The sequence below is a fragment of the Vibrio marinisediminis genome (genome assembly GCF_014050145.1).
Taxonomy (GTDB): Bacteria; Pseudomonadota; Gammaproteobacteria; order Enterobacterales; family Vibrionaceae; genus Vibrio; species Vibrio marinisediminis.
In genome coordinates, this window is sequence record NZ_JACFYF010000018.1 from 31,090 (window position 1) to 52,412 (window position 21,323).

Sequence of the window (21,323 nt, forward strand, 5' to 3'; positions counted from 1 at the left end):
ATAGCTCTTAAGGGAAGACGGCGAGAAGAAAATAGAAATAGAAAAGGCGCCGCAGCGCCTTTTCTCATTGATGGTTTTAAATCACCATGCCACCGAAAGCAAAGCCAAGTGCGACGGCTGATGAAATAGTCACAACACCAGGGATAAAGAAAGGATGGTTAAATACGTACTTACCGATGCGGGTTGATCCTGTATCGTCCATCTCAACCGCGGCAAGCAGCGTTGGGTAAGTTGGCAATACAAACAACGCACTAACCGCTGCAAATGATGCTACTGCCGTTAGTGGAGCGACGCCAATCGCTAAAGCGGCTGGCATAAGTGCCACCGTGGTTGCGCCTTGTGAGTAAAGCAACATTGAGGCAAAAAACAGCACGAGAGCAAGCATCCATGGGTAATCAGCCAATAGTTCACTTGCGATTTCTTTAATACCATCAACGTGAGCGTTGACAAATGTTGACCCTAGCCATGCCACACCAAGTACGCAAACACAGGCGGTCATGCCAGAGCGGAAGGTGCTGGCTGCCGGAATTTGGTTAGCATCAATCTTAGTTGTCATCACAATCACAGCGGCAGCGGCGAGCATAACGGTCATGATTGCTTCATTTCGACCTAGCGCCGGGTTCTCAATTAAACCAACAGAGCTCGAAATCGCGGCGGCATAGCAAACGACAAAAGCAATCGCACCTAAAAAGATGTAAGTGGCTTTTTTTGCGCTTGGTAGCAGCTCTCGTTTTTCGTCACTGGCTAACTTAATCAGACCTTGCTCTAATCGTTGCTGGTAAATTGGGTCATCTTTTAAGTCGCGCCCCATGAAGTTCGCGACAAACGCACCAATCATACAAGCGGTAAAGGTGGTAGGAATACACACCGCAAGCAAGGTTAAGTAGTCAACACCGACTGGCGCTAGCATAGCGGCAAAGGCAACGACTGCGGCAGAAATAGGTGAAGCGGTAATTGCAATTTGCGATGCAATAACAGCGATAGAGAGTGGACGAGAAGGACGCACGCCTTGACCTTTAGCGACCTCAGCAATGACGGGTAACGTTGAAAATGCGGTGTGACCTGTACCTGCCAACAACGTCATTAGGAAGGTAACAATCGGCGCATAGAATGTGATTCGCTTAGGATTTTTGCGTAAGAAGTTTTCCGCCACTTGTACTAACCAGTCCATACCACCCGCCACTTGCATTGCGGCAATCGCGGTAATCACTGACATAATAATTAAAATAACATCGACCGGAATATAAGCTTGGCTAGTGGGTACGCCTAAACCCAGTGATAGGGCGATAACCCCAGCACCACCAGCAAACCCAATTCCGATACCCCCGATTCTAGCTCCTAGAAATATAAAGAGCAGAACAACGAACAGTTCGACTGCTACCATAAAAAGACCCTCGTTTATTTTGGTTTTATTTCATGGTGATAGCGACCTGCGCGAAAAAATACGCAAGAAAAGCATAGATACCACCATTACTTTAGATTTGATGCCAAATAATGGCGTCAAAAAAGGGTCCTCTAGGGACCCTCTTGTATTTGTTATTCGTAACGCTTGGCTTTATACGTTGGATGCATGAAGTTTTCAACGCAAAGGATTTCATCGAGCTCCTCTGCGGTTAACAATCCGCGGTCAAGAACCACTTCTCGAACACTCTTTCCGGTTTCGGCACAGATTTTACCGACAATGTCGCCCTCGTGGTGACCAATGTATGGGTTTAGGTAAGTCACGATACCGATTGAGTTGTATACGTAGTTTTCACACGTCTCTTTGTTCACCGTAATGCCATCGATACACTTGTCGCGCAGATTGACACACGCATTGTGCAGTAGCGAGATAGACTCGAACATACATTGTGCGATGACAGGTTCCATTACGTTAAGCTGTAGCTGACCGCCTTCTGCTGCAAATGAGATAGTGGTGTCGTTACCCAGAACTTTGAAACAAACTTGGTTTACCACTTCAGGGATTACCGGGTTTACTTTCGCAGGCATGATAGAAGAACCCGCTTGAAGCTCAGGTAGGTTCAGCTCGTTCAGACCAGAACGAGGACCAGAAGAAAGTAGACGTAAGTCATTACAGATCTTAGACAGTTTCACCGCTAGACGTTTAAGCGCACCGTGTGTCATCACGTAAGCACCACAGTCTGAAGTTGCTTCGATCAAATCCTCTGCAGGAACAACCTCTAGACCGGTGACTTCGGCTAGGTGTTTTACTGCTAGCGCTTGGTAACCCGTAGGGGCGTTAAGACCAGTACCGATTGCGGTTGCGCCTAGGTTGATTTCAAGCAGTAGCTTTGAAGTGTAATCCAGTACACGAATCTCTTCGTTTAGTGTTACCGCCCAAGCGTGGAACTCTTGACCTACCGTCATAGGAACCGCGTCTTGTAGCTGAGTGCGACCCATTTTTAGAACGCCTTTGAACTCTTGAGCTTTCAGTTCAAATGCGCCTTTTAGGTACTCAATCGCATCCATCAGTTTGTGTACGCTGTTGTAAACCGCGATACGGAAACCGGTTGGGTAAGCACAGTTCGTTGACTGGCTCTTGTTTACATGGTCGTTAGGGTTAACGAATTGGTATTGACCTTTTTCCTTGCCCATCAGTTCTAGAGCAACGTTGGCAATAACTTCGTTGGTGTTCATGTTAACAGAAGTGCCAGCGCCGCCTTGGTATACATCTGACGGGAATTGATCCATGCACTTACCTGTTTCAAGGATCAAATTACAAGCTTGAATGATGACATCAGCAACGTCTTTTGGAATTGCGCCGAGCTCTTTGTTTGCTAAAGCGGCAGCTTTCTTCGTCATAACCATGCCGTGTACAAATTCAGGTACGTCAGAAATGGTTGCGTTAGAAATATTGAAGTTCTCGATAGCGCGTAGCGTGTGAATGCCGTAGTACGCGTCTGCCGGAACGTGACGTTGACCCAGTAGATCTTCTTCGATACGCGTGGCTGAGTTAGCTGTTGTAACTTCTGATAGGGTAGCCATAGGTGGATCCTTAAAGAATTATTATCAAATTAAGCTTAGTGTCATTGCCAATTCTGTAATTAAAGAATCCATTCGCCAGAAAGCTTGGCCGAAAATCCGTCCTGACTTTATGTAGCACATAATACTGGACCTAGTTCATAAAAATAGTAACTGGATCACTATTTTCACCAAAGAAATGAAAAATATTTCATTCCTTTGATGTGGTTCATTCAAGCGCTGAGAAGTTGTTAAATTGAGTGATGCTCAATCGAGGTGAGATTGTTAATACCATGAGCAATAACGCAGTTTCTTCCCGCGTGTTTCGCGTGATAAAGTGCGTTATCAGCTTGCTCAAAACTCACTTTCCAGTTGCTGCCTAGTTCAGCGACCCCAACGCTAATGGTGATCGGGTATTCTGACCAACTGGAGATTAACTGCTTCACGCGTATCATTAATTCAACGGCGAGTTCCGGGGTGATATGTTGAATGATCATCGCGAACTCATCGCCACCAATTCTGCCTATCTCATCACTGTCGCGCATCACTTGCTGAAGCTTACTTGCCACATACAAAATGGCTTTGTCGCCAAAAGCATGCCCTCTGCTGTCGTTGATCGATTTAAAGTCATCAATATCAATAATCGCGAGACAACAAGGGGGATGTTGTGGATAGCGAGCAATCAGTTGAGCTTGATTTTCTAGCAGAGTTTCAAACTTACTTTTGTTCCATAGTTTGGTCGCGCTATCACACTCACTCATCGTTTGCAGTTCAGCGATACGTTGATGGTGTGTGGTGATGTCAGTAAAAGAGTGAACATAGTAGACAGGGCTAGGTTGTAAGGTGGCGAGAGGGCGAATTTCAACCTCACAGTTCACTCGTTGTTGAGTTGAAGTGCAAACATCAAGACTGCCTTTCCAATAGTGTTGTTTGCGTAATGTCTGGTTTAGTTTCTCGAATGAGACAGGCAATTGCTGTAAATGATGGAGCGATTCACCTAAAAGTTGTTCATGTTTGTATCCAGTAAGTTCGATGTAACGGCAATTGACTCTAAGGACATGGAACTGGCTGTCGGTGAGCACAATGGCGTTGCTACTTTCTAACAATAAGTTGGTAAAGGCATGCTCAATGACGTTGCGCCGGTAAGTGTCGAACATTACTGCACTCAAACAAGCGAACATCCCTAAAGCAAGCCAGATAATGCTTACCTCAAGCAGAATCAAACTCATTGAAGCCGTTGCGTTTTGCACCAGTAGGATTTGAGGATAAAGCGTGATGATGGTTAGGTCTTTAATAGTACCAAATAATGGAGACTTCGCACGTTGATAGATATACAGCCCATCATCGGTTAAGTAGGAGCCCGCGCTGGGTTGTTGTTGGATATGTTGCCATAAATCAGGGTGTTGCTGCGCGAGCTGAAAGCGACGCCGTTCATGAATTAGATTGCCAAATAACTTGTACTGATCATTACTCAATACGTAATAGCTTTGCTGGTTGATAAAATGCACAGGCAATTGCTGATTATTCTGTGTGATGTCTTGGATAAGTTGCAAGACGTCTAAGTTGGCGATGAAGTAGCCCAGGCGTGTTTTGTCATTGTTCTCTGTTTTATCTATGGGATAAATAATCCGAAATCCAGGCTTGTAAGGCAGTACCGGCTTGGTATGCTCGAACTCCAAATCGATACCGACATAACCAACTTGGTTTGGCGTCAGTTTTTGACTCAGTAAAAAATAGTCTCGATGGGTTTTGTTTTGCAGTTGATCTTTAGAAACAACGGCTGGCTTTTCACTACCATGAGGAAAATCAACACGAATCACTTCGTCGCCTTGCTGATCGAGAAATCGGAGTTGGTCAAAGCGAGAGGAGTTGAGTGAAGAGATGTACCACTGCTTTTCTAAGTAGCGTTTTAGTTGAGGGTCTTGTTTTCGCGCAAAATCATACAGTAGAGAAGAGTGACCGATCTCATAACTGGTTTGTTCTATTTCAGAGTATATCGTACTGGCTCTTTCATCCACATACGACAAAAACTGCAGACCTTGCGCTTGCAGTTGAGTAGATATCTCGGCTTGTGTTTTTGAATTCACATACCAATAGTAGAGTATAGGGATCAGTGATAAACCCAACCACAAGACCAGCATGTTTTTACCAATACGCAGTAGTCTTCTCATGTTGTTGTGTCACACGTCTAAACACTGATATACCGTAGATCATTCTGAAGCAATTTACTAGTCACGAATTCTAACATTTCGTTGTCGGAAACAGTTGTGGCAAAGCATGGTTAGCGCTAATGTGTGTTTAACAAAGGAGGGTGTGTGTTTCCTATCTTATTATTACTGTTTATTTTCGTTCCGATTATTGAAATTGGCCTATTCATTCAAGTGGGCGGGTTTCTAGGATTATGGCCAACCATCGCGTTGGTTTTGGTTACTGCGTTTGTCGGTGCATCACTGGTGCGTAGCCAAGGTTTGCAAACCTTAATGAATGTGCAAAATCGCTTACAACAAGGTGAGTTACCTGCTCAGCAGATTTTTGAAGGTGTGATGCTTGCTGTTGCTGGTGTGTTGCTGCTTACCCCTGGTTTTATGACCGATGCACTGGGTATGTTAGTGCTTCTTCCAGCGCCTCGTGCTGCGATTGCAAAATACCTGATGAGTAAAATGGTTGTACAATCTGTCGGTGGTGGTTTCCACGGTAGCTTTCATAATCAAAGCGGTTTTGGTCAAGACCCATTTCAGCGTAACCCGTTTGATCAACGAGGTGATAACGGCGATACCTTTGAAGGTGAGTTTGAACGCAAAGATGACGATGACAATGATCGTAACAAACTAAATTAATAAGGGGCGCAGCAGCGCCCCTTTTTCTATTCGTAGAAAATCAGATTGAAGTTCGGCTACAAAGCACCTTCAAATCCCATTTGTCGCCATGCTTCATAAGCAATAATCGCAACTGCATTAGAAAGGTTTAAGCTGCGAGCATCGGGCATCATAGGAATTCTAATTCGTTGCTCCATCGGTAGGCTTTCAATCAATTCAGCGGGTAAGCCACGTGTCTCAGGTCCGAAAAGCAATACATCGCCCTGTTGGAAGTTCGCATCAACATGATGCCCCGTGGTCTTGGTTGTGCAGGCAAAGATGCGATGTTCGCCTTCACGTTCATCACGTAAGTAATCTAAGAATGCTTGCAGATCTTTGTGGCGTTTTACGCGCGCTAGATCGTGATAATCTAACCCAGCACGTCGTACTTTTTTCTCTTCTAAATCAAAACCTAGCGGTTCAATTAGGTGTAAGTTTGCGCCGCAGTTGGCACATAGTCGAATAATGTTGCCAGTATTTGGCGCAATTTCCGGTTCGTATAAAGCGATATCAAACATGGAATCTAACTGTATCAATGAGAAAATAGCTTTGGAGTATAACAGGATGATTTATTCTACGGCATTACTAAAGGTGATTTAGCGGCGAAGGAGCACTGCGCTACAGACTCCGCCACTATCCCATGTTTAGATCAATGGCAAACAGATGGTCACTCTTAACCCACCTAAATGGCTACGTGTTGCTTCAATGGTACCGCTATGTTGTCGTACCGCACTTTGGGTAATCGCCAACCCTAAGCCTGTTCCTCCGCTTACACGATCCCTTGCTGTCGACACACGATAGAAAGGTCTAAAAATGGCTTCGAGCTCTTCTTGTGGAACGCCATCGCCGTTGTCATCGACGTGGATGACCACTTGGTCATGCTCAGCTTCAATGGTGACTTGAATGTGATCTTTTCCGTAGTGAATGGCATTACGCACGATGTTGTCGAGCGCACTCATCAGCAGTTTAGGTTTGCCTGAGATGCTTCGTTCAGGTATGTCAGAATAGTGCAGCGCTTTGCCCATTTGCTCTGCTTCAAACTGAGCATCAATCAAGATCGCTTCCCATAAACTAGATAAAGGCTGCTGTTCGCGATCGGTGTGGCTATCAAGTTGCATGCGAGACAGCTCTAATAACTCGGCGATCATTTGCTCTAGGCGCTGCGCTTCGGTATCGATTCGACTCAATTCAGCGCTTTCCCCTTGCTTGCGTGTTGCCAGTGCGGTTGCCATGCGTAAACGGGTGAGTGGCGAACGTAGCTCATGAGAAATGTCAGACAGTAGCCGCTGTTGACCGGAGATCATTTGATTGACGTCCTGCACCATTTGGTTGAATGCGCTGCCAGCTTGACGGAATTCGGCGGTGCCTTTTTCAAGGCTAGGATCGACAATGAACTCACCTTTAGCGACTCGCTTTGCTGCCCGTTCAAGTCGACGCGCTGGTTGGCTTAATGCCCAAGCTAGCCAGAGCAATAGCGGTGTGCTAACTAACATAACCGCGAGTAAAAGTTGGAATGGGCGATCAAACATTCGCAATAAGAATGCAGAGGGTTGATCCCACTTAAAGGCAACGTACATATGCAAAGGCTGATCAGCCAATGTGACCGGCACTGGACCTGCAACCATAAAGTGCCCATAGAGGCGTTGCTTTGGTTTGTTATCTGACTCAATAGTCGAAATCAGGTTTTGTAGTGCTCGTACTTTAAAATCACGCTGCTTTTTTAAACTGACAATATTGCCTTCTAAATCAGTGAGGAAAAAACGGGGCTTACGCTCTCTTGATGAAGGACGATCCGCTTCTATACGACGCAACAGGCGGCTAAAATTAGTTTCGCCTTGGTAGCGCTGTTCAATATGGAGAGCAAAGCTCTGCATTTTTTTTAAATTGTCGGCAGGAATGGCATGAGGTTTTCTTGGGTCAAGGTGGGGTAGGGCGAGTACCGCAACCAGCACCAACATCATGGTGAGCCAAAAAATGGCAAAGATACGCCCATATAGGCTAGTAAAACGCGGCAAGCGCATTAGTCTTCCTCCACCAGCAGATAGCCACGTCCACGTAACGTTTTAATGCGAGGCTTACCATCAACACGTTCAGGTAATTTTTTACGTAGATTAGAGACGTGCATATCAATAGCACGATCAAAAGCGGCTAAGCGCTTGCCCAGTACATCAAGGCTCAGTTCTTCTTTGGTGATAGTTGCCCCTGGGTTGGCGATAAAGTGGCTCAACAATGCAAATTCAGTGGTGGTAAGATCAATTAACTGCCCTTGGCAGTATGCTTCTTGTTTGCCGGGATAAACGGTCACATCTTGGTAATCCAAGCGGTCACTCGGTTTGCTATGACCAGAGAATTGAGTTCGACGTAAAATCGCTCGAATTCGCGCAAGCAGTTCCCGATCGCTAAATGGCTTTGGTAGATAGTCATCAGCACCTAACTCTAAGCCAATGACACGGTCTATCTCTTCCCCCTTTGCGGTTAGCATTAGCACCGGAGTTTCCCACTTGTCGCGAATTCGCTTCAGTGTCTCCATGCCATTGAGTTTTGGCATCATCACATCCAGTAAGATCAAATCGATATCTTTGTTTAATACGGCGAGTCCCGCTTCACCATCGTTGGCTTCCGACACGGTGAACCCCTCAAAGGTGAGAACTTCTTTAAGTAAACTGGTTAATTCGATGTCGTCATCAATCAATAAGATATGTGCCATGCTACGCCCTTGTTGTACTCGTACACTCATTATATTACTGGTAATTCCTAGTAAGCATTAGCGTAAATTTTGCTCTTTACGTATCTTTACGCTCTCTAGACGCCAATTTACGTCCCAGTCACTAATCTATGCTTAAGCGCTGCAAAACGCAGCCTAACTAACATACTTAAAAGGTAAAGATTATGAAAACTGTTAAGAAACTTGTTTTGGCTGCGGCGATTGTACCAATGGCATTTGCTTCAGCGAGTGCGTTTGCATTTGGTGGAAAAGGCGAACATCGTGGTGGTCACTGCCAAGGCGGAATGGACCGTGGCATCATGAAACAGCTAGAGCTGACAGATGCTCAAAAAACACAATTCAAAGAGATGCGTGAAGCGAATAAAAAACAGATGAAAGCGAACTTCGAAGAGAATTTTGAAGCTCGCCAAGCAAAACGCCAAGCGCAGCATGAAAAAGTACAGCAGATGCTGTTAGCCGATAATTTTGACCAAGCAGAAGCGACTAATCTTGCTAAGCAAATGGTAGAGCAGCAAACAGAACGCAAAGTTAAAATGATGGAAAAACGTCATCAAATGCTCAGTATTTTAACGCCAGAGCAGAAAACGAAGTTTGTTGAATTAAGTAAAGAGCGTATGAATAAATGTGCTGAGAAGCGCAAAGATCGTTACTAAAAATATTTGTTTACCCAAGGCAGCAACTCGCTGCCTTGTTGCTTTTTGTATTCACTGGTTATAATTGCCGCATCATAGACGATGAATAAAGTGCAATGAAACAAGATTATGGAAAGCTCGTGACACTCGCAGCTTGGGCAGCAACACTCGTTGCTACGTTTTTATTGATTGTTAAGCTGGTGGCTTGGTGGATCACAGGTTCAGTCAGTTTATTGGCGTCGTTAATTGACTCGCTACTCGATATTGCGGCATCCGTGGTTAACCTCGTAGTGATCCGCTTCTCTCTACAACCTGCTGATAAAGAACATCGCTTTGGACATGGTAAGGCCGAATCCCTTGCGGCATTAGCGCAAGCGATGTTTATATCTGGTTCTGCCGTCTTTTTGATCCTCAACGGTATTGAACGCTTCTTTCGACCACACGAACTGCAATCACCAGAGTTAGGGGTTTACGTCAGCTTCTTCGCTATTGTGGTGACGTTTGCCTTGGTGCAGTTTCAAAAAAGCGTGGTACGAAAAACCGGCAGTCAAGCTATCGCAGCAGACTCACTTCATTACCAAACTGACTTATATATGAATGCAGCAATTATGTTGGCGCTAGGTTTAAGCTGGGTTGGCATTGGTCAAGCGGATGCGGTATTCGCTATCGGCATTGGTATCTATATTCTTTACAGTGCATTTAAGATGGTTAACGAAGCGGTGCAAACTCTGCTTGATCGTCAGTTACCAGAAGATGAACTGGTCGAAATTAAACAGGTTTGTTTGCAAGTGGAAGGTGTATTGGGTGTGCACCAGTTAAGAACCCGTATGTCTGGTCCAGTACGTTTTATTCAACTCCACTTAGAACTTGAAGATCATTTGCCATTAATAGAAGCGCATCGAATTTCTGACCAAGTAGAAATAAGTTTGTTGGCGGCTTTTCCCCATGCCGATATTCTTATCCACCAAGATCCATTTTCTGTCGTCCATACTTCAGAGCGAGTACAAAAGTCAGCAGATTGGTAGCTAAGATTGAGATTGGACAGATGGCGTTAATTGACTATCTTTTCAACGATACGACAAATAAAGGTGATACTGATATGTATCAACAAAGTTAACGGACAAACCTGTAATACTCTTACATAAGTAGAAAACTTACGTAATTTCGTGCAAATAAAAGTAGTATTCCTTACAAGGAAAGGTAACATATTGCACAGAAAAAAGAATTTTGTCGGGGGCTTTTTCTGTAAGCCTCTAACGTAAAATTTGAAATAAGATTCCCAAAAATCGAGGGTGAGCATGATTAAGAAGATCGGTGTTTTAACGAGTGGTGGTGACGCGCCGGGTATGAACGCAGCCATTCGTGGCGTAGTACGTACCGCGTTATCTGAAGGTTTAGAAGTGTACGGCGTACACGACGGGTACCTTGGTCTTTATGAAGGTCGCATCGAGAAATTGGACCGCTCTAGCGTGTCTGATGTGATCAATAAAGGCGGTACTTTCCTAGGCTCTGCACGTTTCCCTGAATTTAGAGAAGTAGAAGTTCGCGAACAAGCGATCGAAAACCTGAAGAAACACGACATTGATGCACTGGTTGTTATCGGTGGTGATGGTTCTTACATGGGTGCGAAAAAGCTAACTGAAATGGGCTACCCATGTATTGGTCTACCAGGCACAATCGATAACGATATCGCTGGTACGGATTACACCATTGGTTACTTAACTGCTCTCAATACTGTAATCGATGCAATTGACCGTCTACGTGACACATCATCTTCTCACCAACGTATCTCGATTGTTGAAATCATGGGTCGTCACTGTGGTGACCTAACGCTTATGTCTGCAATCGCGGGTGGTTGTGAGTACATCATTACGCCTGAAACGGGTCTAGACAAAGAAAAACTGATCGGTAACATTCAAGATGGTATCGAGAAGGGCAAAAAACACGCAATCATCGCGCTGACTGAGCTAATGATGGATGCAAACGAACTAGCGAAAGAGATTGAATCAGCAACGGGTCGTGAAACTCGTGCAACGGTTCTTGGTCACATTCAACGCGGTGGTCGCCCTACGGCATTTGACCGTGTTCTAGCTTCTCGCATGGGTAACTACTCCGTTCACCTATTGTTGGAAGGTCATGGTGGCCGTTGTGTTGGTATCCAAAAAGAGCAGCTTGTTCACCACGATATCATCGACGCTATCGAGAACATGAAACGCCCAGTTCGCAATGATCTATACAAAGTAGCGGAAGAGCTATTCTAAGCTACGAGTTACAAATGTAATAAAGCCACCTCAACTGAGGTGGTTTTTTTTTGACTTGGGATCATCAACCGTTCTGGGTGGTAGAGGTGTGGTTCGGGGATGAAAGTTTTTGTGTACACCACGGCGTAGTGCTTTGATCCTGTGTTCAGCTTTGTCAACGCCAAGCAATACCGATAGCATCAATAGAGTGATGATGACCGATTGTTGCAAGTAGCCAAGACCTATCATCATTCCTAGCGCGGCTAACATCCAGATAATCGCAGCCGAAGTGACACCATGAATTTTGCCATCTAGCGTCATCATCACGCCTGCGCCCAAGAAGCCTACCCCGGTAATTATTTGCCCAAGAACTCGAGCTTGCTCAAGAGTATCTGACGAAAGTGATATCGCCATCGACATAAAAAAATAGGTACCGGAAATCACTAAAATGGAGGTACGGATCCCGACGGGCTTACCACGTGTTTGTCGCTCTACACCGATGAAAAGTCCGTTCAAGGCGCAACACAGTAGAGCTGCCCAGCTAAAAGGCGTTAAGTCGAGGAAATGTTCGAATGTTGCCTGCATGTCGACCTCCAACATCTAGGAGTACTATTACAGTTGACCGTTCAAGCGAGCAAAAAGATTCGTCTTCTTAGGTTAAATTTAGTCGTTATTATCAGCAACCGCCAGTCACAAACTCAAAGTGAGGCACGTCGGTTTCTGTTGCCTCTGAGTAGATTAAGTAGCAGTTATCACTAGGTTTTATTCGAGATTTCGGCATGAAACGAATTGAGTTGTCTTCGTCCCCACCACCTGGATTATGAAAGTACCAATCAGCAGGGTCGTTACTATTATGAATGGCATCAGCGAATGTTGCTTCAATGAGTTTGCTCCACGTTTGACGAGAGAAGGCTGCAGGGTAGCCATAAGCAATACTCACCGGATCTCCTTCGATAGAGATGGTGGTACTGCTGACCGAGGTTAGCCCTTCTTTTTATCGCAATGGGGTAAACCATATCGGCTGCGCTTTGCATACCGCCCTTCAATCCGTTAAGAGCGGCGATGCGGGCATCAGATTGTAAATTGATCAAGCGCGGCATTGCCGTGACCGCAAGGATGCCAAGTACAACGATAACAATGACTAATTCAATCAGGGTAAAACCGGAGGGTTTGTTGTTCATTGGCAATCTTATTAAGTGGCTTAAGGGTTTGAAATAGCGTAACAAATATAGAGGAGGCGTACTGTGCGTATTGTGTTAATTTCACTCCAAATACAAGTCGAGAGGTGTTTTACTTAATCGACCGCCGATCTCTCTGGTGAGCTTTGGAACGAGGTAGCCAGAGACTTGTTCGATGACTCTAGCGAGTAATGCTTTGGCATCGTCATCACTGACAAAGAAGTGTGCTGCGCCTTGTACTTTGTCTAATACGTGGAGGTAGTAGGGTAATATATTGGCATCAAACAAGGCTTCACTTAGCGCGACTAAAGCTTCGGCATTGTCGTTAACACCTTTCAGTAATACACCTTGATTTAATAGAGTGACGTTGGCCTGCTTAAGTTGCTGAGTTTTTTCGCGTAATTCGGCGTTGATTTCATTGGCATGGTTGATATGCGTAACGAGTATGACTTGCAAGCGAGTACCGCTTAAGATCGACAAAAGTTGCTTGGTAACTCGAGCCGGTATCACCACAGGTAACCGAGAGTGAATACGCAGACGTTTAATGTGAGGGATATCTGCAATATGATCGATCAGCCACTCTAGCTCATCGTCTTTTGCCATCAACGGATCACCACCGGACAAGATCACTTCATTCAGTTCAGGGTGAGCCTGAATATACTCTAAACTCGTTTGCCAAACGCTTTTACTGCCTTTGTTGTCTTGGTAAGGAAAATGACGACGAAAGCAATAACGACAATTCACCGCACAACCACCTTTGACGATCATTAAGGCGCGATTATGGTATTTGTGTAGCAGACCGGGTGTTTGGTTGTCTTGCTCTGCTAAAGGATCCGTAGAGTAACCTTCATGTACCGCAAATTCGTCGAATAAGGGTAAGACTTGGCGTAAAAGCGGATCAAAAGGATTGCCTTTTTCCATTCTATCGACAAAACTTTGCGGCACACGCTGCGCAAAAAGCGTTCTTGCTTCAAATCCGTGTTGCCATGGTGAAGGATCAATCTCCAATAATTCTAGCAGTTTAGCTGGGTCAGAGATCCCATTCGCTAGCTGTTTGAGCCAGTTTTGCTCAACAGAATCGGCATTTCGGGTTATGATGTGCGGCATTAAATTTAACTCGAAGAATGGTAAGAGGAAAAAATGGCTACTGTTAGCACGAATGAATTCAAAGGCGGTCTTAAAATTATGCTTGATAACGAGCCTTGTGTCATTCTCGAAAACGAGTTTGTAAAACCAGGCAAAGGTCAGGCATTTAACCGCGTTAGAATCCGTAAGCTACTTTCCGGTAAAGTTCTAGAGAAAACATTTAAGTCTGGTGACACTGTTGAAGTGGCAGACGTAATGGATATCGATCTAGATTACCTATACAACGACGGTGAATTCTACCACTTCATGAACAATGAAACATTTGATCAAATCGCTGCAGATAAGAAAGCGGTTGGTGAAAGTGCAAAGTGGCTAGTTGAAAACAACACTTGTATGTTAACGCTTTGGAACGGTAACCCTATCGTAGTAACACCACCAAACTTCGTTGAACTAGAAGTGATTGAAACGGATCCAGGTCTAAAAGGTGATACTCAAGGTACTGGTGGCAAACCTGCAACGCTTTCAACAGGTGCAGTAGTACGTGTTCCATTGTTCATCGCAATCGGTGAAGTGATTCGAGTAGATACTCGTTCCGCTGAATACGTAAGCCGCGTTAAATAATCTGAGCTAAAAATAAAAAAGGTCACTTAGGTGGCCTTTTTTATTTTTCTGCTAACTTTGATATGACACAATTCCTATTATTGGATATCTCACTACACTGATGAGTATGAAACAGACGCTGCAAATATGGCTTGATGCCGCTCGACCAAAAACGTTGCCTTTGGCACTCGTCTCGATTTTGACGGGAAGTGTTTTGGCATTTTCGAGTCACCACTTTTCCTTTACGGTTTCCGTACTGGCCTTTATCACGGCAACCTTATTACAGATCTTATCGAATCTGGCGAATGACTATGGCGATGCAGTTAAAGGAACGGATAACGAAGCACGTTTAGGACCGACGAGAGCTATTCAATCGGGTGCTGTCACTCAAAAAACCATGAAGCAAGCCATCGTGATCAACGTCATTTTGACCATGATTGCCGGATTAACCTTGGTTCTGCACGCTTTAAACAGCTGGGAGAGTATCCTTGCCTTTGTTGGGCTTGGTTTGTTGGCAATTGTTGCTGCTATCGCTTACACCGTGGGTAATAAGCCGTACGGTTATGCTGGGCTTGGAGATATCTCGGTATTTATCTTTTTTGGCTTGCTAGGTGTAGCTGGAACCTATTTCCTTCATACCAGTATTGTTGATCTCTCCTTGATTCTTCCTGCAATTGGTTGTGGTTTATTGGCCGTGGCGGTACTGAACATCAACAATATGCGTGATATTGAAAATGATGAACAGTGCGGCAAACGAACCGTTGCGGTTCGACTTGGTCAGAAGCGAGCCAAACAATACCACTTTGCTTTATTGGCAGGGGCTGTGCTCGCTTTTATTGCATACTTACTACTACAACCGTCGCCGTTGTGGGTAATGCTGCCATTTTTACTGAGTTTATTGGTTACTTTTAAACATGGTAAGGCGGTTTGGCTGGCAGAAAGACCAGCGCAAATTGCGCCAATGATGCCTGTGATCGTGAAGTGTTCACTGGTAACGAACTTATTGTTTGCTGGAGTGGTTATAGCTCAAACTCTGGTGAGTTAAATACAGCTTGTCATTGCAATGATAAAGTGACCGGATATACTCGATTGATATGATCAACGCTATGAGAAAAAATGCTATGGAATACAATACTTCAGCATTATGCGATATCTACTTGGAACAAGTTGATGTTGTGGAGCCAATGTTTAGTAATTTTGGTGGTAGTGCATCGTTTGCTGGCCAAATCACGACAGTTAAATGTTTTGAGGACAATGGCATCATCCGCGATATTTTGGAGCAAGATGGCGTTGGTCGAGTGTTATTAATTGATGGCGGTGGTTCATTGCGTCGCGCATTAGTCGATGCTGAAATCGCCACGCTCGCTGAAGAAAATGAGTGGGAAGGCATTGTTGTCTACGGTAGCGTACGCGAGGTTGATGAGCTGGAAGATATGAGCATTGGCATTCAAGCGCTTGCTTCAATTCCTGTTGGCGCAACCAGTAAGGGCGAGGGCGAAACCGATATTCCTGTTAACTTCGGTGGTGTGACCTTTATTCCTGAAGATTATCTCTATGCGGATAATACCGGCGTTATTCTTTCTCAAGAGCCTCTCAACATCGATCTTGAGTTAGAGGACGACGTGGAAGATAACGAAGTCGAATAATAAAAAAGCCAGCGATTGCTGGCTTTTTTATTGGCTACCGTTCTTCTCGCCAATAGGGATCATCAGTGACTGTTTGCCGTGTGCCGATATTGCTGTCTCAATCGGATGGCAAACAGATAGCTGAGTATGCCACCTAAGATATTACCCGCGGCAATACCAAAGAATACCCCTTCAACACCAAAGACGATGCCACCTAACCAAGCTAAGGGTAGGGTGAATAAAAACAGACGCATCGCACTCCACTGAAATGCTTTCATCGGTTGATGTAGCGCATTTAAGCCTGATACCAACATCATCATTATGCCCTGAAAACCATAGCTAAATGGCACCACGATTAAATAATGCCAAAGCTGGTTTTGCACGGCTTGCTCTTGAGAGAAAACCGCAGAGAGTGGAATGCTTAATGGGACCATCATGATGAATACCGCCAACTGAAAAACGATGGCGAATCGCATGCTAATGAACAATCCAGCAAAACTCCGCTCAGGGTTATCTGCACCAAAATTTTGCGCCATAAATGGGGTGAGGGCGGAGGTGAGCGACATTAAAACTAAGATCAAAATCGACTCAATGCGTTGCGCTGCGCCATATGCCGCCACGACTGACGTACCATGTGTTGAAAGGATCATCATAAATAGGGCGCCAGAAAGTGGTGACATGGCATTTGACAGTGCCGCAGGCGTACCAATTTTTAAGATCATCTTCCAATCGTCAATGATAAAGCGCAGGTGTGGCCAAGCGAGTAGTTTCTCTCGTTTGATCAGTACGTATAGCGAACCAACCAGTGCGCCAGCCCAACTGAATGCACTCGCGATAGCAGCGCCTTGAATACCGAGTTCAGGAAACGGACCATAGCCAAAGATCAGTAGTGGATCGAGGATGCCATTAATGAGCCCTGCCAGCATCATTATTTTGGCCGGTGTTTTTGTATCGCCTGTAGCACGAATAGCGCTGTTCCCCGCCATGGGGATCACCAGTAGCGGAATGGAGAAATACCAAATCGCCATATATTGCTCAATCAGTGGAATGAGCTTTTCTTCCGCACCTAGGGCAAGAAATAGCGGTTCAATGGTAAACAAGCCAAGGGTTGAAGCAAGGGTCACCAAAATAACGGCAAGCAATACGCCATGAGTGGTAAACCTTGCGGCATCTTGCGCTTGACGCTGACCCAGTAGCCGACCAATGTTGGTCGAAAGCCCCATGCCAATGCCCATGGTGATGCAATTGACGGTAAAAGTGACAGGAAAGGTATAACTGACGGCGGCGAGCGCTTCGGTACCAAGCAAAGAAATAAAGAAAGTATCGACTAGGTTAAACATTAAGATAGCAATCATGCCCACGGTCATGGGAATGGTCATTTGCCGTAGCACTTTAGGTATGGAGCCTGTTAGCAGGCCGTGTTTATCGTGCATAAAACAGTCGAACTTAAGGAAAAGAGTAGAATACTTGATTAAAACGCAGTGTGACAGGGATTCATGAGCAATTTGTAGGAAAGCTTGTTGGTCTTTTCTATCCAGATGACAGCAATAAAAAAGGTCAGCCTAGGCTGACCTTTGGATCAAATTGTTTTTCAATGAGTTGAAGTGGCGATTAGCCAGCAATCGAATGAACGAGGGCTAAACCATTACTAGCGCCACAATGACAACTAAACTGAAAATTATGCTTTTGCTGCCGCTGCTGCGCGCGCGATTGCTGCAAAACCTTTAGCGTCTAGAGCTGCGCCGCCAACTAGAGCGCCATCGATGTCTGGTTGTGAGAAGTAAGCTTCTGCGTTTTCTGGTTTAACAGAACCGCCGTACTGGATGATTACTTGCTCAGCAACTGCTGCGTCTTTTGCCGCGATTAGAGCACGGATAGAAGCGTGGATGCGTTGTGCGTCTTCAGCTGTTGCTGCTTTACCAGTGCCGATTGCCCAAATTGGTTCGTAAGCGATGATTGCATCGTTAAGTGCTTCAACACCGTATGCGTCGATTACTGCGTTGATTTGACGTGCACAAACGGCTTCAGTTTCACCAGCTTCATTTTGAGCTTCAGATTCACCGATACAGAAAACAGGCGTTAGACCATTTTCTTTTAGGAAAGCGAATTTCTTAGCAACAAACTCGTCAGATTCGTGGTGGTATTCACGACGCTCTGAGTGACCGATGATGATGTGAGATGCACCGAAATCTTTTAGCATTGCTGGAGACATGTCGCCTGTGAAAGCACCGCTGTTGTTAAGATCAGTGTTTTGTGCACCTAGGATGATCTTGTTGCCGCCTTCAGCGATCAAACGTTCAGCTAGGTCAACGTAAAGTGCTGGTGGAGCTACTGCTACGTCCACACCTTCAATACCTTCAAGCTCAGCGTTAAGACCAGTTAGCAGCTCAGTTACCATTGCTTTGCTACCGTTAAGTTTCCAGTTACCCATCACTACAGGACGACGCATAGGAATATCTCCATATCAAAATTAAAGCATTAATGTAAAAAATCTACGTAAGAATATAACAGAATATATCTCGCAGATCATGACCCGAATCATTTCTTCATAGAATCTCGACTGATGCTCAAAACAAATCGCTGCCTTGTAAGTCATGCAAAGTTGTATCAGTGATCTCCTCGACAGAATGATAGCAACTGACTCGGAATGTGGTAGGTAAATTGGTATTAGTGCCTTGTTGATGATTTAACAAGCAGGGAAAGATATGCCACATTTGATCATGGAGTATTCGAACTCGGTCGATGAACGAGTAAATACACAACGATTGTTGGAAGATTTACACCACGCCGCGATACAATCGGGCTTGTTTGATGCGCCATCGCTAAAGTCCCGATCACTTCGTTATCATGATTGGCTCGTCGGTGAAGAAGCTGATAGTGTAGATTTTATCCATGTGACATTTGAGTTACTTGATGGGCGATCGGCGGAACAAAAGCGAGAATTATCTCGTCAATTGATGTCGGTTTTGCAACAACAAGCGAATCATGTTCGTAGCTTAACCATCAACATACGAGATATGGATCGAGAGTGTTGTCAAAAAGTGGTTAATTAGATCTTTTGTAATTTTAGGTAAGAATAATGTCGATGAAAGAGTTACTGTTTTCCTTTCAAGGGCGAATTGGGCGTAAAGTCTATTGGACTTGGAATCTGTTTTATTACTTGATGATCATTGGTTTCGGTATTGGGATTAATACCTTATTCCCAGCTTATGGGTACCTGATCTTCCCTGTGTTTCTTATTTTTGTATTGGTACCGGATTTGGCGATCACCGCGAAGCGTTGGCATGATCGAGGTAAATCAAATTGGTTGTTGTTACTTAATATCCCATTGATCATTGGGCGAATGACAGTACCGGCAGCTGATCCTGGCATTCCAACCGATACCACCACTTTACAAATGGTGACGTCACTAGCGGCGTTAGCTTGTGGTGCATGGATTTTGATTGAATGTGGTTTTTTGAAAGGTCAGCCTGGTGATAACCAATATGGTCCTGAACCTAAATGATCGTGATTTAGGTTAATTCGTTAAATTCAAAAAAAAGAGCAAGCGACCCGCTTGCTCTTTTCCATCGATTCATTTATTTCCGCAGTAATATTTCTTCAACTAGGTGATTAGCCCCTTTTTTTAGCACCAATTGAGCTCGCCCTTTGGTAGGCAAAATATTATCTTCCAAGTTAATACCGTTGATACTGCGCCAAATCTCTTTCGCTTTAGTGACCGCTTGCTGCTCAGTTAATTGAGTGTAATGACTGAAGTAGGAGCCTGGTTTAGTAAATGCACCCTGACGAAATTTTAAAAAGCGTTCTACATACCAACTTTCGATCACTTCCGTCTCAGCATCGACATATAGAGTGAAATCAAGAAAATCAGAAACAAATACTCGGTGCGGTGCATGAGGGTAATCCATGCCACTTTGCAAAACATTTAGACCTTCAATGATCAATACGTCAGGACGATCGATGATTTTTACTTCATCAGTTATGTCATAGGTGATGTGAGAATAAACTGGTACTTGTAAGTGGGGTTTGCCCGCCTTGATATCCGAAACGAATTCAACCAAACGCTTGATGTCGTAAGACTCAGGAAAGCCTTTCCGGTGCATTATTCCTCGTTCGTTTAGAACGTGCTTTGGGTAGAGAAAACCATCGGTTGTGACCAGTTCGACCTTTGGGTGGTTCTCCCAGCGAGAGAGCAAGGCTTGCAATAAACGTGCGGTCGTGCTTTTACCAACGGCGACACTGCCTGCTATGCCGATAATAAACGGTGGTGAACTGTTGGTGGCGCCAAGAAAGTTGTGCAATACCGAGTTGCGACTTTGACGAGCGGCAATGTAAAGGTTTAATAGTCGCGCCAGCGGAAGATATATTTCTACCGATTCTTCCATTGTTAGGCTTTCGTTTACGCCTTGCAGCTCTTTTAAATCCTCTTCGGATAAAGTCATTGGAACCGAGTTACGTAACTCAGCCCATCGTTGCCGATTAAAAGAGAGGTATGGCGTCATAGTTTTCCTAACTAGGTTTTTATCGCACGAAAACTGCGAACATACATCAAGAGTACAAGAAATCAAATCACTAGCGAGAAAGAATCATTTTTTACCTACAAAACTGTGCGAAAATCCATCAAACGAGTGGAATCTCGGTAAAATATTTACTTTTTTCAAATTTGCTATTGCAAGCGAGAAAATCATTCAATAGAATGCGCTCCACTTATGCCGACTTAGCTCAGTAGGTAGAGCAACTGACTTGTAATCAGTAGGTCACCAGTTCGATTCCGGTAGTCGGCACCATTCTCTCCCGCTTTTTTTTGAAAAAGCCGTAGTGAGAGTGGATTTAAAATTTGGAGGGGTTCCCGAGTGGCCAAAGGGAGCAGACTGTAAATCTGCCGGCACTGCCTTCGATGGTTCGAATCCGTCCCCCTCCACCATATTCTTTAGGAAATAGCTCGAAGAGTTACGTGTGCGGGCATCGTATAATGGCTATTACCTCAGCCTTCCAAGCTGATGATGCGGGTTCGATTCCCGCTGCCCGCTCCAATCACATTTTGTTGCTGATATAGCTCAGGCGGTAGAGCGCATCCTTGGTAAGGATGAGGTCCCCAGTTCGACTCTGGGTATCAGCACCAGCTCTCAAAGCAAAATTTTCCTTTTGATATATACTTTATCACCAATAAGTTTGGTTACGTGGTCATTTGCGCCACTTAAATCCGTACCTAGAGGGACTACTCATGTCTAAAGAAAAATTTGAACGTGTAAAACCGCACGTAAACGTTGGTACTATCGGCCACGTTGACCACGGTAAAACAACTCTAACAGCTGCTATCTGTACTGTACTTTCTAAAGTATACGGCGGTTCTGCTCGTGACTTCGCATCAATCGATAACGCTCCAGAAGAGCGTGAGCGCGGTATCACTATCTCTACTTC

Annotated in this window: 22 protein-coding genes, 4 tRNA genes and 1 pseudogene; 14 read left to right on the forward strand and 13 right to left on the reverse strand. The window is 44.7% G+C overall.

The features are described 5' to 3' along the window. Positions 1-76: 76 nt before the first annotated feature. The 3 genes from H2O73_RS18365 to H2O73_RS18375 form a co-directional block, all read right to left on the reverse strand. Positions 77-1,384: an anaerobic C4-dicarboxylate transporter gene (locus tag H2O73_RS18365; RefSeq protein WP_182110382.1), complete on the reverse strand. Its 1,308-nt coding sequence runs from the start codon at positions 1,382-1,384 to the stop codon at positions 77-79. A 152-nt stretch (positions 1,385-1,536) separates the two neighbouring features. Further along, positions 1,537-2,985, reverse strand: a complete 1,449-nt coding sequence (aspA, locus tag H2O73_RS18370) for an aspartate ammonia-lyase (RefSeq protein WP_182110383.1) — start codon at positions 2,983-2,985, stop codon at positions 1,537-1,539. Between the two features lie 227 nt (positions 2,986-3,212). Then, positions 3,213-5,132 (reverse strand): GGDEF domain-containing protein, encoded by a 1,920-nt coding sequence (locus H2O73_RS18375; protein WP_182110384.1) that lies wholly within the window; start codon positions 5,130-5,132, stop codon positions 3,213-3,215. A gap of 144 nt (positions 5,133-5,276) precedes the next feature. On the opposite strand from H2O73_RS18375, the gene H2O73_RS18380 reads away from it, so the two are divergent. Continuing rightward, entirely contained in the window at positions 5,277-5,798 is a 522-nt protein-coding gene (locus H2O73_RS18380; RefSeq protein WP_182110385.1) for an FxsA family protein, read from the forward strand. A 56-nt stretch (positions 5,799-5,854) separates the two neighbouring features. Here H2O73_RS18380 and trmL read toward each other — a convergent pair whose 3' ends face one another. The 3 genes from trmL to H2O73_RS18395 all read right to left on the reverse strand — a co-directional run bounded on the left by trmL (position 5,855) and on the right by H2O73_RS18395 (position 8,523). Continuing rightward, entirely contained in the window at positions 5,855-6,334 is a 480-nt protein-coding gene (gene trmL, locus H2O73_RS18385; protein ID WP_182110386.1) for a tRNA (uridine(34)/cytosine(34)/5-carboxymethylaminomethyluridine(34)-2'-O)-methyltransferase TrmL, read from the reverse strand. A gap of 126 nt (positions 6,335-6,460) precedes the next feature. Beyond that, positions 6,461-7,837 carry an envelope stress sensor histidine kinase CpxA gene (gene cpxA, locus H2O73_RS18390; RefSeq protein ID WP_182110387.1) on the reverse strand — a complete coding sequence of 459 codons (1,377 nt, stop codon included), beginning with the start codon at positions 7,835-7,837 and terminating at the stop codon, positions 6,461-6,463. Then, positions 7,837-8,523 (reverse strand): response regulator, encoded by a 687-nt coding sequence (locus H2O73_RS18395; protein ID WP_182110401.1) that lies wholly within the window; start codon positions 8,521-8,523, stop codon positions 7,837-7,839. Before H2O73_RS18395 ends, cpxA begins: the two co-directional genes overlap by 1 nt. A gap of 182 nt (positions 8,524-8,705) precedes the next feature. Here H2O73_RS18395 and H2O73_RS18400 point away from each other — a divergent pair, with 182 nt between their 5' ends. The 3 genes from H2O73_RS18400 (at position 8,706) to pfkA (ending at position 11,434) form a co-directional block, all read left to right on the forward strand. Beyond that, positions 8,706-9,194, forward strand: a complete 489-nt coding sequence (locus H2O73_RS18400; RefSeq protein ID WP_182110388.1) for a CpxP family protein — start codon at positions 8,706-8,708, stop codon at positions 9,192-9,194. A gap of 95 nt (positions 9,195-9,289) precedes the next feature. Then, a complete protein-coding gene (fieF, locus tag H2O73_RS18405) occupies positions 9,290-10,198 on the forward strand; it encodes a CDF family cation-efflux transporter FieF (protein ID WP_182110389.1) in 909 nt (302 codons plus the stop codon). A 273-nt stretch (positions 10,199-10,471) separates the two neighbouring features. Beyond that, the gene (gene pfkA, locus H2O73_RS18410) at positions 10,472-11,434 is read left to right on the forward strand and encodes a 6-phosphofructokinase (RefSeq protein ID WP_182110390.1); all 963 of its coding nucleotides are present in this window, start codon (positions 10,472-10,474) and stop codon (positions 11,432-11,434) included. Between the two features lie 30 nt (positions 11,435-11,464). On the opposite strand, the gene H2O73_RS18415 is transcribed toward pfkA, so the two are convergent. From H2O73_RS18415 to epmB, 4 genes and pseudogenes are all read right to left on the reverse strand, one after another. Continuing rightward, positions 11,465-11,998, reverse strand: coding sequence for an MgtC/SapB family protein (locus H2O73_RS18415; RefSeq protein WP_182110391.1), 534 nt, complete (start codon positions 11,996-11,998; stop codon positions 11,465-11,467). A gap of 91 nt (positions 11,999-12,089) precedes the next feature. Further along, a complete protein-coding gene (locus H2O73_RS23425) occupies positions 12,090-12,353 on the reverse strand; it encodes a hypothetical protein (protein ID WP_182110392.1) in 264 nt (87 codons plus the stop codon). Positions 12,354-12,440: 87 nt separating this feature from the next. Next, a pseudogene (locus tag H2O73_RS23430) lies at positions 12,441-12,594 on the reverse strand (type IV pilin protein); the annotation flags it as partial. 81 nt (positions 12,595-12,675) lie between these two features. Next, complete coding sequence (gene epmB / locus H2O73_RS18430) at positions 12,676-13,698, reverse strand: EF-P beta-lysylation protein EpmB (RefSeq protein ID WP_182110394.1); 1,023 nt, start codon at positions 13,696-13,698, stop codon at positions 12,676-12,678. Between the two features lie 33 nt (positions 13,699-13,731). On the opposite strand from epmB, the gene efp reads away from it, so the two are divergent. The 3 genes from efp (at position 13,732) to rraA (ending at position 15,923) form a co-directional block, all read left to right on the forward strand. After that, complete coding sequence (gene efp, locus H2O73_RS18435) at positions 13,732-14,298, forward strand: elongation factor P (protein WP_182110395.1); 567 nt, start codon at positions 13,732-13,734, stop codon at positions 14,296-14,298. A gap of 106 nt (positions 14,299-14,404) precedes the next feature. Further along, entirely contained in the window at positions 14,405-15,322 is a 918-nt protein-coding gene (locus H2O73_RS18440; RefSeq protein WP_182110402.1) for a 1,4-dihydroxy-2-naphthoate polyprenyltransferase, read from the forward strand. 76 nt (positions 15,323-15,398) lie between these two features. Beyond that, positions 15,399-15,923 carry a ribonuclease E activity regulator RraA gene (gene rraA, locus H2O73_RS18445; RefSeq protein WP_182110403.1) on the forward strand — a complete coding sequence of 175 codons (525 nt, stop codon included), beginning with the start codon at positions 15,399-15,401 and terminating at the stop codon, positions 15,921-15,923. A 62-nt stretch (positions 15,924-15,985) separates the two neighbouring features. On the opposite strand, the gene H2O73_RS18450 is transcribed toward rraA, so the two are convergent. Both H2O73_RS18450 and tpiA read right to left on the reverse strand, forming a co-directional pair. Then, on the reverse strand, positions 15,986-17,335 hold the full coding sequence (locus tag H2O73_RS18450; protein ID WP_182110396.1) for an MATE family efflux transporter: 1,350 nt from the start codon (positions 17,333-17,335) through the stop codon (positions 15,986-15,988). A gap of 245 nt (positions 17,336-17,580) precedes the next feature. Beyond that, on the reverse strand, positions 17,581-18,351 hold the full coding sequence (gene tpiA / locus H2O73_RS18455; RefSeq protein ID WP_182110397.1) for a triose-phosphate isomerase: 771 nt from the start codon (positions 18,349-18,351) through the stop codon (positions 17,581-17,583). 256 nt (positions 18,352-18,607) lie between these two features. On the opposite strand from tpiA, the gene H2O73_RS18460 reads away from it, so the two are divergent. Both H2O73_RS18460 and H2O73_RS18465 read left to right on the forward strand, forming a co-directional pair. Next, a complete protein-coding gene (locus H2O73_RS18460; protein WP_182110398.1) occupies positions 18,608-18,955 on the forward strand; it encodes a 5-carboxymethyl-2-hydroxymuconate Delta-isomerase in 348 nt (115 codons plus the stop codon). 26 nt (positions 18,956-18,981) lie between these two features. Continuing rightward, positions 18,982-19,407, forward strand: coding sequence for a DUF805 domain-containing protein (locus H2O73_RS18465; RefSeq protein WP_182110399.1), 426 nt, complete (start codon positions 18,982-18,984; stop codon positions 19,405-19,407). Between the two features lie 73 nt (positions 19,408-19,480). Here H2O73_RS18465 and coaA read toward each other — a convergent pair whose 3' ends face one another. After that, positions 19,481-20,404: a type I pantothenate kinase gene (gene coaA / locus H2O73_RS18470; RefSeq protein WP_182110400.1), complete on the reverse strand. Its 924-nt coding sequence runs from the start codon at positions 20,402-20,404 to the stop codon at positions 19,481-19,483. Between the two features lie 209 nt (positions 20,405-20,613). On the opposite strand from coaA, the gene H2O73_RS18475 reads away from it, so the two are divergent. From H2O73_RS18475 to H2O73_RS18495, 5 genes are all read left to right on the forward strand, one after another. After that, positions 20,614-20,689 (forward strand) — tRNA-Thr (locus tag H2O73_RS18475). 52 nt (positions 20,690-20,741) lie between these two features. Next, positions 20,742-20,826: transfer RNA gene (locus H2O73_RS18480), tRNA-Tyr, on the forward strand. A gap of 34 nt (positions 20,827-20,860) precedes the next feature. After that, positions 20,861-20,935: transfer RNA gene (locus tag H2O73_RS18485), tRNA-Gly, on the forward strand. 13 nt (positions 20,936-20,948) lie between these two features. Continuing rightward, positions 20,949-21,024 (forward strand) — tRNA-Thr (locus H2O73_RS18490). Positions 21,025-21,126: 102 nt separating this feature from the next. Next, on the forward strand, positions 21,127-21,323 hold a 197-nt coding region (locus H2O73_RS18495; protein WP_246335966.1), incomplete at its 3' end, for a GTP-binding protein.

What these genes read in the sequence shown, in the direction of transcription:
- H2O73_RS18415 (WP_182110391.1), bottom strand. Translation starts at nt 11,998, where the DNA reads ATGCAGGCAACATTCGAACATTTCCTCGACTTAACGCCTTTTAGCTGG.
- coaA (WP_182110400.1), bottom strand. Translation starts at nt 20,404, where the DNA reads ATGACGCCATACCTCTCTTTTAATCGGCAACGATGGGCTGAGTTACGT.
- H2O73_RS18400 (WP_182110388.1), top strand. Translation starts at nt 8,706, where the DNA reads ATGAAAACTGTTAAGAAACTTGTTTTGGCTGCGGCGATTGTACCAATG.
- H2O73_RS18460 (WP_182110398.1), top strand. Translation starts at nt 18,608, where the DNA reads ATGCCACATTTGATCATGGAGTATTCGAACTCGGTCGATGAACGAGTA.
- rraA (WP_182110403.1), top strand. Translation starts at nt 15,399, where the DNA reads ATGGAATACAATACTTCAGCATTATGCGATATCTACTTGGAACAAGTT.
- H2O73_RS18440 (WP_182110402.1), top strand. Translation starts at nt 14,405, where the DNA reads ATGAAACAGACGCTGCAAATATGGCTTGATGCCGCTCGACCAAAAACG.
- cpxA (WP_182110387.1), bottom strand. Translation starts at nt 7,837, where the DNA reads ATGCGCTTGCCGCGTTTTACTAGCCTATATGGGCGTATCTTTGCCATT.
- trmL (WP_182110386.1), bottom strand. Translation starts at nt 6,334, where the DNA reads ATGTTTGATATCGCTTTATACGAACCGGAAATTGCGCCAAATACTGGC.
- fieF (WP_182110389.1), top strand. Translation starts at nt 9,290, where the DNA reads ATGAAACAAGATTATGGAAAGCTCGTGACACTCGCAGCTTGGGCAGCA.
- tpiA (WP_182110397.1), bottom strand. Translation starts at nt 18,351, where the DNA reads ATGCGTCGTCCTGTAGTGATGGGTAACTGGAAACTTAACGGTAGCAAA.
- H2O73_RS18395 (WP_182110401.1), bottom strand. Translation starts at nt 8,523, where the DNA reads ATGGCACATATCTTATTGATTGATGACGACATCGAATTAACCAGTTTA.
- aspA (WP_182110383.1), bottom strand. Translation starts at nt 2,985, where the DNA reads ATGGCTACCCTATCAGAAGTTACAACAGCTAACTCAGCCACGCGTATC.
- H2O73_RS18465 (WP_182110399.1), top strand. Translation starts at nt 18,982, where the DNA reads ATGTCGATGAAAGAGTTACTGTTTTCCTTTCAAGGGCGAATTGGGCGT.
- pfkA (WP_182110390.1), top strand. Translation starts at nt 10,472, where the DNA reads ATGATTAAGAAGATCGGTGTTTTAACGAGTGGTGGTGACGCGCCGGGT.
- H2O73_RS18375 (WP_182110384.1), bottom strand. Translation starts at nt 5,132, where the DNA reads ATGAGAAGACTACTGCGTATTGGTAAAAACATGCTGGTCTTGTGGTTG.
- epmB (WP_182110394.1), bottom strand. Translation starts at nt 13,698, where the DNA reads ATGCCGCACATCATAACCCGAAATGCCGATTCTGTTGAGCAAAACTGG.
- H2O73_RS18450 (WP_182110396.1), bottom strand. Translation starts at nt 17,335, where the DNA reads ATGCACGATAAACACGGCCTGCTAACAGGCTCCATACCTAAAGTGCTA.
- efp (WP_182110395.1), top strand. Translation starts at nt 13,732, where the DNA reads ATGGCTACTGTTAGCACGAATGAATTCAAAGGCGGTCTTAAAATTATG.
- H2O73_RS18365 (WP_182110382.1), bottom strand. Translation starts at nt 1,384, where the DNA reads ATGGTAGCAGTCGAACTGTTCGTTGTTCTGCTCTTTATATTTCTAGGA.